This window comes from Oricola sp. (assembly GCF_965230365.1).
Classification (GTDB): Bacteria; Pseudomonadota; Alphaproteobacteria; order Rhizobiales; family Rhizobiaceae; genus Oricola.
The window spans coordinates 853,362-867,041 of the sequence record NZ_OZ246003.1 but is presented as its reverse complement, the minus strand read 5'-3'; the positions used below and the strand labels follow the sequence as shown (position 1 = coordinate 867,041).

At 61.8% G+C, this 13,680-nt stretch carries 11 protein-coding genes; 3 read left to right on the top strand and 8 right to left on the bottom strand.

The genetic code is table 11. The annotated features are described in order from the left end of the window. Positions 1-237 precede the first annotated feature (237 nt). The gene (locus ACO06R_RS04215) at positions 238-360 is read left to right on the top strand and encodes a hypothetical protein (protein WP_421856493.1); all 123 of its coding nucleotides are present in this window, start codon (positions 238-240) and stop codon (positions 358-360) included. A 70-nt stretch (positions 361-430) separates the two neighbouring features. Here the strand turns inward: ACO06R_RS04215 and ACO06R_RS04210 are convergent, their stop codons facing one another. The 4 genes from ACO06R_RS04210 to ACO06R_RS04195 form a co-directional block, all read right to left on the bottom strand. Next, positions 431-2,080, bottom strand: coding sequence for an ABC transporter ATP-binding protein (locus tag ACO06R_RS04210; RefSeq protein ID WP_421856490.1), 1,650 nt, complete (start codon positions 2,078-2,080; stop codon positions 431-433). Positions 2,081-2,086: 6 nt separating this feature from the next. Continuing rightward, entirely contained in the window at positions 2,087-2,809 is a 723-nt protein-coding gene (locus ACO06R_RS04205; RefSeq protein ID WP_421859203.1) for an ABC transporter permease, read from the bottom strand. A 525-nt stretch (positions 2,810-3,334) separates the two neighbouring features. Next, positions 3,335-4,291 (bottom strand): ABC transporter permease, encoded by a 957-nt coding sequence (locus ACO06R_RS04200; protein WP_421856487.1) that lies wholly within the window; start codon positions 4,289-4,291, stop codon positions 3,335-3,337. Between the two features lie 160 nt (positions 4,292-4,451). After that, the gene (locus tag ACO06R_RS04195; RefSeq protein WP_421856484.1) at positions 4,452-6,062 is read right to left on the bottom strand and encodes an ABC transporter substrate-binding protein; all 1,611 of its coding nucleotides are present in this window, start codon (positions 6,060-6,062) and stop codon (positions 4,452-4,454) included. A gap of 353 nt (positions 6,063-6,415) precedes the next feature. Here ACO06R_RS04195 and ACO06R_RS04190 point away from each other — a divergent pair, with 353 nt between their 5' ends. Beyond that, positions 6,416-7,969, top strand: coding sequence for a trimethylamine methyltransferase family protein (locus ACO06R_RS04190; RefSeq protein ID WP_421856481.1), 1,554 nt, complete (start codon positions 6,416-6,418; stop codon positions 7,967-7,969). Positions 7,970-8,026: 57 nt separating this feature from the next. On the opposite strand, the gene ACO06R_RS04185 is transcribed toward ACO06R_RS04190, so the two are convergent. The 4 genes from ACO06R_RS04185 to ACO06R_RS04170 are packed head-to-tail and all read right to left on the bottom strand — an operon-like array spanning position 8,027 to position 12,549. Next, a complete protein-coding gene (locus tag ACO06R_RS04185; protein WP_421856479.1) occupies positions 8,027-9,361 on the bottom strand; it encodes an NAD(P)/FAD-dependent oxidoreductase in 1,335 nt (444 codons plus the stop codon). Next, the gene (locus ACO06R_RS04180; RefSeq protein WP_421856476.1) at positions 9,358-10,860 is read right to left on the bottom strand and encodes an aldehyde dehydrogenase; all 1,503 of its coding nucleotides are present in this window, start codon (positions 10,858-10,860) and stop codon (positions 9,358-9,360) included. The genes ACO06R_RS04185 and ACO06R_RS04180 overlap by 4 nt, the downstream gene beginning before the upstream one ends. Positions 10,861-10,863: 3 nt before the next feature. After that, positions 10,864-11,769: a dihydrodipicolinate synthase family protein gene (locus tag ACO06R_RS04175; RefSeq protein WP_421856473.1), complete on the bottom strand. Its 906-nt coding sequence runs from the start codon at positions 11,767-11,769 to the stop codon at positions 10,864-10,866. Positions 11,770-11,787: 18 nt separating this feature from the next. Beyond that, positions 11,788-12,549, bottom strand: a complete 762-nt coding sequence (locus tag ACO06R_RS04170; RefSeq protein WP_421856470.1) for a GntR family transcriptional regulator — start codon at positions 12,547-12,549, stop codon at positions 11,788-11,790. A 97-nt stretch (positions 12,550-12,646) separates the two neighbouring features. Here ACO06R_RS04170 and ACO06R_RS04165 point away from each other — a divergent pair, with 97 nt between their 5' ends. Beyond that, positions 12,647-13,609: a GlxA family transcriptional regulator gene (locus ACO06R_RS04165; protein ID WP_421856468.1), complete on the top strand. Its 963-nt coding sequence runs from the start codon at positions 12,647-12,649 to the stop codon at positions 13,607-13,609. Positions 13,610-13,680: the final 71 nt, after the last annotated feature.

The following is a 13,680-nucleotide window of genomic DNA, read 5'->3' as shown; positions in this document are numbered from 1 at the left end:
CGCACCCGATTCAAGCACCTGTATCGAAGCGATACGAATGGCGTAACATGCTGAGAAATAAGCGTATTTTAGATATGCGGGTTTCAAGTATCAGCATTGCGATAATCGCATGGCTGCGTTCATCTTTTTTTCTTGATTCGCTGTACTAAGTGTGTCAGTGCGCGCGACCGAATGATTGTTGGAAATTGTTCCGGCAACAAGTGCGCTGGAAGATTGACGAAAGAACAGGAGGCCGTGATGGACCGTGAACATTTCATCCGCGAACGCGATCTGCGCGCGGCCAATTGGCCGGCAGTGGTTGGCGTTTACGCCGTCATCCTCGGGACAATGGTCCTGTCCGCGATGGCGATCACTTCTTAACCGACGCGGGCGAACGATCCAGAGGTCGTTCGCCCGCGATGGTATTCGAACAGCGCCCCGACAAGCTGCGTCAGACGTCAGCCGATTCGCCGACATTGTCGACGCCGCGCTCTTCAAGCAAGGTCGTGAGCCAATTTGGATCCATTTCTGGAACCGACGACAACAGCAGGTCCGTATAGGGATGATGCGGCGGCTTGAACATCTCTTCCTTCGGCCCCTGCTCGACCACCTTGCCCTGCTGCATGACCACCACCTCGTCGGCGATTGAACGAACCGTCGCCAGGTCGTGCGTGATGAACATGTAGGCGAGGTTCAACTCGCGCTGCAGCCGGTCCAGCAGTTTCAGGATGCCTTCGGCGACAAGCTGATCGAGCGCGCTCGTCACCTCGTCGCAGATGATGAAGGTCGGATTGGCCGCCAGCGCCCTGGCAATGCCGATACGCTGCTTTTGCCCACCCGAAAGCTCCGGCGGGAACCGGTTGTAGAACTGGCGCGGCTCGAGCTCGATCATGTCGAGCAACTCGTCGACCCGGTTCTTTAGCTCATGGCCATGCAGGTTGCTGTAGAACCGTGCCGGTCGGCCGATGATCTCGCTGATCCGCACCTTCGGATTGAGCGCGGTATCGGCCATCTGATAGATCATCTGCGCCTGGCGCAATTGCTCCTTGGTGCGGTTGAGGTAGCTCGGCGGCAAGACTTCGCCATTGAACAGGACTTCGCCCTTGGTCGGCGGCAACAGGCCGGTGATGCAACGCGCGGTCGTCGATTTGCCCGATCCGGATTCGCCAACGACGGCAACGGTCATCCCGGCATAGATGTCGAACGACACATCGTCGAGCACCTTCACCGGTCCATAGGAAGCATCGATGTTCTTAACCGAGACGACCGGAACCGAATCGCCATTGGGACGGTCCTTCTGCGGTCGTTTGAAGCTACGCACCGCCCAAAGGCTCTTGGTGTAATCCTCCTGCGGATTTTCCAGCATCTCTTCGGTTGGCGCTTCCTCGACCTCATTGCCTTTCAGCAGCACTTTGATCGTGTCCGCCATCTGGGCAACCACCGCGAGATCGTGCGTGATGTAGATCGCCGCGGTATTGAACTGGTCGACGATATCGCGGATCGCAGCCAGCACCTCGATCTGCGTTGTCACGTCGAGCGCTGTTGTCGGCTCGTCGAAGATGATGAGGTCCGGACGGCAAGCCATCGCCATCGCGGTCATGGCACGCTGCAACTGGCCGCCGGACACCTGGTGTGGATAACGGAAGCCGATCTCCGAGGGATTGGGCAGACGCAGGCGCTCATAGAGCTCCATCGCGTCTTCCTGCGCCTCCAGCCGCTTCTGGATACGGTACTGGATCGGTGCCTCGGTGTGCTGGTCGATGATCTTGTGCGCCGGATTGAACGAGGCCGCCGCCGACTGCGCGACATAGGCAATGCGCGAGCCGCGAAGTGCGCGCAGCGCCGATGGCGGTGTCGTGGTCAGCTCCATGCCATCGAACTCGACCGAGCCGCCGGAGATGCGGCAGCCATCGCGAGCAAAACCCATTGCCGCAAGACCGATAGTCGATTTACCGGCACCGGATTCACCGATCAGCCCCAGCACCTCGCCACGATGCAGCGTCAGGTCGACACCATGCACGATCTCGATCCACTCCTCGTCGGAGTAGCCTTCGATCTTGAGATCCTTGATGCGTAGAAGGATGTCTTTCTTGTCAAACATGTATGATCACTCCTTCAAACCAGACGACCGGTAGAGCATCCAGTCGACGACGAAGTTGACGGCAACTGTCAGCAGCGCAATCGCACCGGCAGGAATCAGCGGCGTGATGTCCCCGAAGGAAATCAACGTCGCGTTTTCTCGAACCATCGAGCCCCAGTCCGCCGTCGGCGGCTGGATGCCCAGACCCAGGAAGGACAAGCCGGCGATCAGCAGGAAGACAAAGCAGAACTCCAGGCCGAATTCCGCGATCAGCGGAGCGGTCGAGTTCGGCAGGATTTCCCTGCGGATCAGGTACCAAGTACCCTCGCCGCGCAGCCTTGCCGCTTCGATATAGTCCATCACCACCACATTGCCGGCAACGGCGCGGGTCAGACGAAACACCCTCGGGCTGTAGATCACTGCGACGACAAGGATCAGGATCACTTCCGACGGATCGAAGAGTTGCGTCCCGACAAGGCCGGCGGCCGCAGCCGAGGCGGCCACGATCGCAAGACCGATCAACCAGCCGCTGACGCCCTCGGCCGCGGCCGCGACGAACAGCAAGCCGACGATCACCGAGAAGCCGACCAGAAGCGCGAAACTCGTTGTCGGTGTCGCAAGCGTGCCACCGAAAATCGACAGCATCAGCAGCGCGAAAATCAGCGACGGGATCGACATGATAACGTCGGCGACCCTGCCCATGAGTGTATCGAACATCCGGCCGCGCGTCGCTGCCAGAAGGCCAGCCATCGCGCCAAGCACGAAGGCGAGGACCGTACCGACAAGGGCAAGCGACACGGTGTTGCGGGCGCCGTAGATGATCCGGCTGAACATGTCGCGGCCCAACTGGTCGGCGCCGAGCAGCATGTTCTCGTCGGCCGGTGCGAAGGCCGAGGAAATCACCTCCGATTCACCGAATGGCGCGATAACCGGAGCGAAAATGCCGGCAACCGCATAGGTAAAGATGACGAACATCCCGAATGCGGCTGTCAGCGGGGCGGTTCGCAGTTCCTTGGCAACGCCTTCCGGCGTGACCACGATCAAGAACTCGCGGAAGCAGTACGAAACCCCCGCTGCAAAGGCCAGCAGGCCGGCCGCAACCGCAACGAAACGCAACGCACCCACGCCACCGACGATGCCGAGCACAAACGAAACCAGCGTCAGCGAGAAGATCGTCAGGAACGCGCCTTCCCGCCTGTAATAGGCGGCAAGACAGGATGCGATGATGAGAAAGGCGAAATAGACAACGACAAATACGCTCATGGTTCCGCCCCCTTACTTCGGATGCCGCAGACGCGGATTGGTCAGGATCGCTCCGACATCGGCCGCAAGATTAAGCAGAATAAAGGTGGCGGCGAAGATCAGGCAGCAGGCCTGAACAACCGGGAAATCGCGTTTGGAAACGGCATCGACCAGCGCCTGCCCGATACCCGGATAGACGAAGACAACTTCCACAAGCACCACGCCGGTTATCAGATAGGCGAGGTTGAGCGCGACAACGTTGATGATTGGTGCCCATGCGTTGGGCAGCGCGTGCCGCACGATGACCCGCCAGGGCGGCACCCCCTTCAGCCTTGCCATCTCGATATAAGGCGATGCCAGCAGGTTGATGATCGCGGCGCGTGTCATGCGCATCATGTGCGCGGTGACGACAAGCACCAGCGTCAACGCGGGCAGGAACGCCCTTTGCAACAGCTCGATGAACGTCATGTCATCACTGAGACTTGAAATCGCCGGAAACCAGCTGTTTCGCACCGCAAAGAAGAGGATCAGGATGTAGCCGAGAAAGAACTCGGGCGATGAGATCGAGGTCAGCGTCAGGACGTTGGCAACCCGGTCGAAGATCGAGTTGCGCAGCAACGCGACCAGAACGCCGAGGAGAATCGCGAACGGCACTGCGATCACGGCGGCGTAGGCGGCAAGGAACAACGTGTTGACGAACCGGTCACCGATCATCTCGGCAACAGAGATGTTGGTGATAGGCGATATGCCGAAATTCCCCTGCGCGACGCCGAAGAGCCAGTCGAGATAGCGCAGCCATGCGGGCCGATCCAGACCCATCTGTTCGCGCATCGCCCGCAGGTTTTCCTCGGTCGCGCCCTGGCCGAGAACCGCCTGCGCCATGTCGCCGGGCAACATCTCGACCATAAAGAAAATGATCACTGAGATCGCCAGCAGGGTCAGCAGCCCCCAGCCGAGACGCTTGGCTACAAGCCTTAAGATATCCCCCATTGGTCCCTCCAGTTGGTCCACGGATCGGTCCGGATCGCCAATCCGCGCCGCCACGTCATGTTCGCATCAGTTACGGGTGAAACACCAGCGCTAAAGAACAGGGCGCGGCAAATGGAAATCGGACCCGGCGAAACCTTCGCCGGGTCCGGTCTCAGTTCAATCAGGCAAACCACCAGCGGCTTGCCGCGCGACAGCCATCCAGCTCCCAGCTCGCGGCGAGGCTGCCGGAATGCTGAACCTTTTTGCTGCGCGCATAGACGAAATTCCGGAAGAACGGGATCAGCGTGCCGCCATCGTCGCGGGCGAGAATCGCCATTTCGCGGTAGATTTCGGCGCGCTTGCCGTCATCCAGCTCACCCTTGCCCTGGCGAAGCAGTTCATTGAAACGCTCGTTGATCCAGAAGCTCTCGTTCCAGGCCGCGTCATCCTTATAGGCAAGTGAGTACATCACATCCGGCGTCGGACGCGCGCCCCAGGCGACCACACAGTATGGCTTCTTAAGCCAGACATCGGAGTAGTAACCGTCATTCGGTTCGCGGACGACGTTGATGGTGATGCCTGCCGCCTTGGCGTGCTCGGCGTAGAGAACGCAGAGATCGACAGCACCGGAATAGATTGATTCCGCAGAGCTGATATCGATCGTCAGGCCTTCTGCACCCGCCTTCTTGAGAAGCGACTTTGCCTGATCCGGATCGTAGTCGCGCTGCGGGATATCGTCCGGCCAATACGGCATCGATGGCGAATGGTGGAAATCATTCGCCTTCGTCGCCGCGCCGAACGCGATCTTCTCGATAATCTCGTCACGGTTCATCGCCAGTTTCAGCGCATTGCGCACATCGGCATTGTCGAACGGCGCCTTGTTGCAGTGCATCGGCATGGTCAGGGTCGAACCCGACGGGACATTGTCGATAACGACGTTCGGATTGCGCTCCATCAGGGCCATGGTCTTCAGGTCGATCAGCGACACTGCGTCCACATCTCCGGTCACCAGCGCCGTCTGGCGGGCGTTCGGATCATTCAGCGCGATCATCTCAACCTTGTCGAAATAGGCACCCTCGCCGTGCCAGCCGTCATGGCGGCTCAGCTTGAAGCCGATACCGAATTCGCCTTCGTCGATCTTGTAGGGACCGCAGCCATCGCCGGATTCCCAATCGATCGAACCGTCATCCTTGGCCGGGCAGATCGCCAGGTGATAATCGGTCATCAGCCACGGCAGGTCCGCATTGGCGCCGGAAAGCTTGAACGTCACGGCGTAATCGCCATCGGCCACGATATCGACCACGTCGGTCAACAGCGACTTGGCAGCGGATGTGGATTCCTCACCGCGGTGGTGGTTCATCGACGCGATCACGTCGGTGGCGGTGACCTTTTTGCCGCTGTGGAAGCTGGCGTTCTCGTTGAGCTTGAAGGTCCATTCGGACGCGTCCGGAGAGCTTGTCCATTCGGTCGCAAGATCCGGCCCGAGCGTCTGATCGGTGTTGATCAGCGTCAGGTAGGACCGATGCGTGTGCGTCAGAAAGATGTTCTGGACCGTCAGATAGGTGCCCGGATCGTGCGTGTCCGATGTGTTGTTGTCATGGATACCGACACGGAAAGTGCCGCCCTGCTTCGGCGTCTGCGCCGCCGCGTGGGTGGTCCACAGCCCGGACGCGGCCGCGGCTGTCACACCGGCAGCTAGCGAATAGTGCATGAAGTCGCGGCGCGACAGACCGCCACTGCGCGCTTCCGCGGCTAGCCGGTCGATCATTTCCTTTTTGGGATCTTTGTTCATTCGAAGGTTGCCTCCACTCGTAACCTGTTGAACTGCGGCATCGGGCCCGATGGCTGACACCATCGCCTCAACGTCAACCGCGATGTCTCTAATGAGTAGTCAGTTAGCGACATTTTCGCAGCTAAACACGAACACCAGCCAACTTCCACCCGTTGACATGACATTTCGGTGAAGCAATTCGCGCCCGCCGAATCGCATCCGCGTTCGATCGCCGGGGCGAAGAGCCCTCATGCACTCCATTCCGGCATCCGGTGTGCCGATGTCGGGTTCTGCCCGATACCTTCGCAAATGAACCGGCACCGCGCCGCCGGGAACGGCAAAGTCCACATCTTGGCGAATGAAGGTTTGATGCCATGAACAACACAGCAAGAGCCCGCAGCAGGTCCGGCGGTCGTCACGCCCGCCGCACGCTGCGCGGCGCACCGAAACACGAGATGCTGCCCGGGCTCACCCGAAATCTGCCCGTCTGCGAGCCGATGAGCGACGAGCAGGTGGCCATGATCGACAACGCATCGATGGATATCCTCGAAGAGGTCGGTGTGGTGTTCCGCGATCCCATCGCCCTTCAGGACTGGAAGGACGCCGGCGCCGATGTACGTGGCGAACGCGTGCATCTCGATCGCGCGATGGTCCGCGACCTGATCGCCACGATCCCGTCGGATTTCACTTACCATGCTCGCAATCCCGAGAAGAACGTGCGTCTCGGCGGTCCGCACTCGGTCTTCGTGCCGATGACCGGCGCGCCGTTCTTGCGCGACCTGGAGGATATACGGCGCAATCCGACACTCGACGACCTTGCGATGTTCCACAAGCTCGCCCACATGCTGCCGGCTCTGCACTCCAGCGCACATCACATCGTCGAGCCCTACGACCACCCGATCAGCCAGCGCCACCTGCGCATCACCTATTCGTCGATGAAGCACTCGGACAAGACCTTCATGGGCATGACGACCAGCCCGAAGAACGCCGAGGATGTCATGGACATGTGCGCGATTCTGTTCGGCGACGATTTCATGGAGACCCATCCGGTCACCACTGGCAACTGCAACGGTAATTCGCCGCTCGTCTGGGACGAGACCATGCTGGGCGCGATGCGCGCATTCTGCCGGCGCAACCAGCCGGTCCTGTGCTCCCCCTTCGTGCTCGGCGGCGCCAACACGCCGGCATCTGTCGCGCCGACCATCGCGCAATTGAATGCCGAAGCGCTTTCCGCGCTGGCCTACACGCAGGTCATCCGCAAGGGTTGCCCGGCGATCTACGGCCATTACCTGTCCACCGTTTCGATGAAGTCCGGCGCGCCGATGGCCGGCACGCCCGAGATCAGCTTGATGAACTTCATGATCGGCCAGATGGCCCGGCACTACGGCATCCCCTGGCGCACCTCCAACACGCTCGGCGGCGCCAAGACATTCGACGCCCAGGCCGGCTATGAAAGCGCGACGACGCTTTCGTCGGTCATCCACGCCGGTGCCAACTACATCTGGCACTCGGCTGGCTGGAACGAGGCGGGCATGCACTGCTCGGTCGCAAAGTTCATTGTCGATGCCGAACAATGCGCCATGGCCCATCGGATGGCGGAAGGGCCGCGCTGGGACGATTTCGAGGAGGGGCTCGCGGCGGTCCGCGACATCGGACCCGGCGGGCACTATCTCGGTCATCCGCACACCCAGGAAAACTTCCAGCGCGCCTTCTTCATGCCGGAGCTGTTCGACAACAATTCGATCGAACAATGGATCGCCGAAGGGTCTGTGGAGATCACTGAACGCGCTCTGAAATACGCCAGGAAACTGCTGGCCGAATACGAGGAACCCAAGCTCGATCCGGCGAAAGACGAGGAATTGTTGGACTACATCGCGCGCCGCGAACGGGAGATCCCGGCCGCCGACGCCCTCAACCAGGAGTACTGAGGGACTTCACGCTTCGTAACGTTGCATAGAAGCCTGATTCCAGCCAGCTGGACTGTCTCAGACTTCGCGGCCGGCACGCCACTCGCGCCACATGAAAGTTGCCGTCGCGCCGATCCGCGCGATCGGCTCCGGGGGCAACCGTTTCGGCTGTTCATGGGCGAGCATCCAGCCGAGATGCGGATTGTCGGACCCGCAGGCGAGATCGGCTGCGAGCATGCCCGCCGCCGTGCCGCGCGCCGTGCCCAGGCCATTCTGGCAACAGGCGGAGAAGACGCCCTCTTCCACCTCGCCAAAGGCGGGAACCTCGTTCAGGCTGAGGCACAGCCGCCCGCCCCAGCGATACTCCATCTCGATACCGGCAAGCGCCGGAAACCGGGCCGCAAAGCTGGCGTCCTGCGTCCTGCCCATCGCGGCAACCCTCGCCTCGCTGTCGGCGAGGTCCGGCGTGTAGGAGATCCGGTTGCGGACAACGATGCGCGTTCCGCCAACGCCCGAGATGCGCCGGACCGTCGAACCGACCGGCTCCGCCGGCGTCACGCCCCAGCGCGGCTCGCCACCAAGCTTGCTGGCTTCGTCACCGGTCAGCGCCCGGGTCATCGACGCGTAGAGATGGATGTGGACGAGACGCCGCTTGTAGTAGCCGAAGCTTTCCGCATGGCCGTTGACCCCGAGAATGACACGCGGCGCGGTAATGGTGCCTTTCGGCGTCTCGACCAACCAGTCGCCGCCGGCGCGCTGCATGGCCGTCACCGGCGTGTCCTCGAAGACGTCCGCCTGGCGCGCCAGTCCTTCGGCGAAGCCACGCACATACATGGCCGGATGGATCACCGCCGTACCCGGCGTGAACAACCCCCCGAGATAAAAGTCGGAACCCGTCAGCCGTTTCATGTCGGTGGCGTCGAGCATCTCATGCGCCTCACCGAGTTCCGACAGATGCCGCGCATAGCTCTTATTGGCGTCCAACCCGCCTTGCGCAGCCGCACCATTGACCTTGCCCGAGCGCTGAAAGGCCTCCTCGGGCATACCGTATTCGGCGGCAGCATCGCCGGCGAAATCAATCGCCGCTCGGTTCAGCTCGGTCTGCAACCGATCCAATTCGGCCGCTCCGGCATAGTTCTCGGAGGCAAGGTTGTGCGGCAGGTCGACCATGAAGCCGGAATTGCGGCCCGCCGGCCCTTCGCCGATCCGCCCGGCCTCGACCAGCACGATCCGGTCGCCTTCGCACTGCTGTGCAAGCCGGCGCGCGGCCGACAGGCCGGCAAACCCGCCGCCGACAACCAGCCAGTCGGCGGCAATGTTCTCTTCGAGCCGGCGGGCGGGCGCTGGTGGCGGCAGGATCGCGTTCCAGCCGGTTACGCCCGGATCGCGCGGCAGGCGTTTGACGTGTTTCAAGCAACGGCCTCATCAAGGTCGTCGGCAAGATCGATCCAGATGGTCTTCATCTGGGTGTATTGGTCATGCGCGTGGACAGAATTATCGCGGCCGCCGAAACCGGATTGCTTGTAACCGCCGAACGGAGTCGTGATGTCGCCTTCGCCGAAGCAGTTCACCGTCACCGTACCCGCTTTCAGCGCACGTGCGCCGCGCAGCGCTCGCTTGGCGTTCGCGGTGAAGATCGAGGCGGCAAGGCCGTAACCCGTGTCGTTGGCAACCTCGATCGCCTCGTCGAAACCCCGCACCGTGATCACCGAAAGCACCGGCCCGAAGATCTCCTCGCGCGCAGCACGCGCCGAATTATCCTTGACGTCCATCACCGTCGGCTGGACATAACGGCCATCGACGGCTTCGCCGCCGAGATGCAGCTTCGCGCCCTCATCGAGATAGGAGCAGACCTTGTCGAAATGCGCCTTGGAGACCAGAGCGCCAACGCGGTTTTCCGGGTCCAGCGGATCGCCCAGTGCCCATTCGCGCGCATGGGCCAGAACACGCTCAATCAACTCCTCCTTGACCGCCTCATGCACGATCAGTCGCGACGCCGCCGAGCAGTTTTCGCCCATGTTCCAGAACGCGCCATTGACGACATGGCCGGCGACGCGGTCGAGGTTCTCCGCATCGTCGAGAACGATGCAAGGGTTCTTGCCGCCCATCTCGAGCGTGACCTCTTTCAAGTTGCTGTCTGCGGAGTAATGGAGGAAGCGCCGTCCGGTTTCAGTCGAGCCCGTAAATGACACCATGTCGACATCCGTGTGCCGCCCAAGCGGTTCGCCGACATCCGGCCCCGAACCGGGCAGCACGTTGAAGACGCCGCGCGGCACCCCGGCCTCAACCGCGAGTTCCGCCACCCGAAGCGCGGTCAGCGACGTTTCCTCGGCCGGCTTGACGATCACCGAGCAGCCGGCCGCCAGCGCCGGACCGATTTTCCAAGCAAGCATCAGGAGCGGAAAGTTCCACGGCAGCACCAGGCCGACCACGCCTACCGGCTCGCGCACGACCATGGCGACATGGTCGTCGGAGGTCGGCGACACCTGGTCGTAGATCTTGTCGATCGCCTCGGCATGCCACTTGATACAGTGGATAGTCTCCGGCACGTCGACGGTTTCGCAGTCATAAATCGGCTTGCCCGCATCGATGCTCTCCATCACGGCGAGTTCGCGGGCATTGCGCGTGATCAGCTTGGCCAGCCGGATCAGCACGTCCTTTCGCTCGCCCGGATGCAGCTTCGACCAGCGCCCGTCATCAAAGGCCTCGCGCGCCTTGGTGACCGCAAAGTCGACATCTTCCGCGCCGCAGGCCGCCACTTCGGCGAGCACCTTGCCGGTTGCCGGATTGACCGTCTCGAAGGTCGCGCCCGACTTGGCGGGCCGGTAAGCGCCGTCGACGAAAGCCGCCGTCGGCAGGATCAGACTGTCGGCAATCGCCGCATATTCGTCTCGCGTCAGCAGTTCCGACATTGGTCAGTCCTCTCTCCGGATATCCGCAATAGTGGTCTTCAACACCCGGATCACCTGTTCCAGTTGGCGTTTGTCGTCCTTGTTCAACGGCTTGAGTGGCGGCCTCGGCGGCCCGGCCCGAAGACCCGCCATCTCCACCCCGTGCTTGACGCATTGCACGAACTTGCCGCCCTGTTCGAGCACGCGCATCAACGGCATCATTGCCGACATGATCCGCCGCCCGGTCGCAAAATCCCCCTTGACCGCGCAGGTCTCGTAGAGCGCAACATGCTCTTCGGGCAGGAAGTTCGATCCCGCGCAAACCCAGGAGCGGGCGCCCCAGGCGAAGAATTCCAGCGCCTGATCGTCCATGCCGCACGACATCTGGATATGCGGATAGTCGCGTGCCAGAAGATGCACCCTGTTGATGTCGCCTGAACTTTCCTTGATCGCGCAGACGTTCCTGGAACGGCCGACACGGTCGAGAAACTCCTCGCCCATATTGACGCCGGTCCGCCCGGGATAGTTGTACAGCATGATCGGCAGGTTGGCGGCACGGTCGATCGCCAGCACGTTCAGCGCGTTCTCGCGTTCGGTCGGAACAGCATAGGGCGGGCTTGCCACCAGGATCGCATCGCCACCCAGGTCACGCGCCCCTTCGGCCAGCGCGATCGAATCGGCAGTGCGCATCGCGCCTGCCCCGACAATGACCGGCACGCGGCCGTTCGCCCTCGCCTTGGTGAAGCGCGCCAGCTCAAGCCGTTCGTCGACTGTCTGGGTGTAGTTCTCGCCAGTCGATCCGCCAGAGATCAGACCGTGCACGCCCGCTCCAATCAGATGTTCGACGACATCGGCAAGCCCGTCGAGATCGAACGAGCCATCGGCCCGGTGCGGCGTGATCACCGGCGTATATATTCCCTTGAATTTCATTATCGGGTCCATTGATCCTCACACAAACCGCGCACGCCGGGCAGAACCCACCGGCTCATCGAGGCCGTCCGGCATGACAAACATTTCGATCTGGTTGCGAGACAGGCTCCAATGCTCGTGGGCAAGGCGTCCGGCTTCATCGTCGTCGCCCGCCTCGATACTGGCGATGATCGCGTCATGTTGTTGGCTGGCCTTGGTGAAATTCTCTTCCGCGCGCCGGTCATGGGGCCGGAAGAAGGTCATGCTGACACGCGAATGGTCGATCAGAAGCCGCTGGAAGCTCGGCGTCAGATAGACATTGCCGGCCATCTCGCCGGTGATCTCATGAAAGCGGTTATTGGCCAGCGCCCGTTCCGCGACAACGCCCGATCGCAGCGCGGCGCGAAACCCGACTTGCGCATCCTTCAGGTCGGCGATCTGTGCCGGAGCGGCGTTCTGCGCCGCAAGCCGCAGCACCGCCGCGTAGATCATCGGTGCGGTCTGGAAAAAGCCGCGCAGCATGGTGTGCGACATATCGGTGACGCGCGCTCCGCGGTTCTGTTGCAGCGTGATGTAGCCCTCGCCGGCAAGCTGGCGGAAGACTTCGCGCAACGGGGTTCGCGACAGATCGAACCGGGCGCAAAGCGACACTTCGTCGAGGTCTGCGCCCGGCGCCAGCTCCAGCGTCAGGATCTGCCTCTTCAGCGTTTCATGGACGCGCGTCTTCGGAGGCGCCTGATCGCGCCCGGTCTTGTCTGTTGCCGGCCGCTCGCCGGATCCGATGCCTGTTGAAGGTGCCATGGCGGCAGCCATAACAATTATACAAATTGAATACAACGTGAATTTTGTGTATGAGAACCGAAGACCGAAACCGATCCGGAGGGAGCATACGCGAGGGATGAACGGGGAACTCACCGAAGCCGAACACATCACATTCGCCCTGATCGAGGACTACACGCACATTGCGCTCGCCTGCGCCGTCGAACCGCTGCGGCTCGCCAACCATATCAGCGGGCGGGAATTGTATCGCTGGACGCTGATCTCCGAAAACGGCAAAACAGCGCGCAGCTCCAACGGGATCACGACCTTGGTCGATGGCGGGCTTGATCCGGTTCCGGCACGCCAGAACTTGTTCGTCCTCTCCGGGACGAATGTCGCCCGTCACGTCTCGCCGGCCTTGCTGTCTTTCATCCGCCGCGAACGCGCCTGCGGCACCCGCATCGGCGGGCTGTGCTCCGGCGCCTATGTGCTTGCAAAGGCCGGGCTGCTCGACGGCGTTCCTACCGCCATTCACTGGGACTTTCACGACAGTTTCGCCGAGACCTTCCCAAACATTCCCTTGCGGCGCAACGTGTTCGTCGCCGAACAGAAATACATCACCGCTTCGGGCGGTACGGCGACCGCCGATCTCATGCTGCACCTGATCGGCAAGGCCCATGGCGAAGACCTGTCGATCGCCATCGCCGACCAACTCGTCTACAACGCCGTCCGCGAGGAAACTGCCGAACAGCGGGTGTCGATCCAGTCGCGCTGCGGCACGCGGAACCGGCATCTAGCCGCCGCCATCAAGATGATGACGGATTCGATTGAACACCCGGTCTCGCCCTGCGATATCGCCGCCCGGCTCGGAATATCCACCCGCCAATTGGAGCGGATCTTTGAGCGCCACGTGGGATGCTCGCCGAAACGCTACTTTACCGATATGCGGCTCGCCAAGGCCCGCAACCTGCTGGTCCAGACCGAAGCCTCGATCGTCGACATCGCGCTGGCCTGCGGGTTTTCCTCGTCCTCGCACTTCTCGCGCGTCTACCGCGCCCACAACGGCATCACACCTGTCCTGCAACGCACGCGGATCGCATGAACTGAGCGCGACCGGCCATTCGGCTCTGGCGGCTGGACGTAAAGTAAACCCGCTTTACTTCGCGTGTCTGC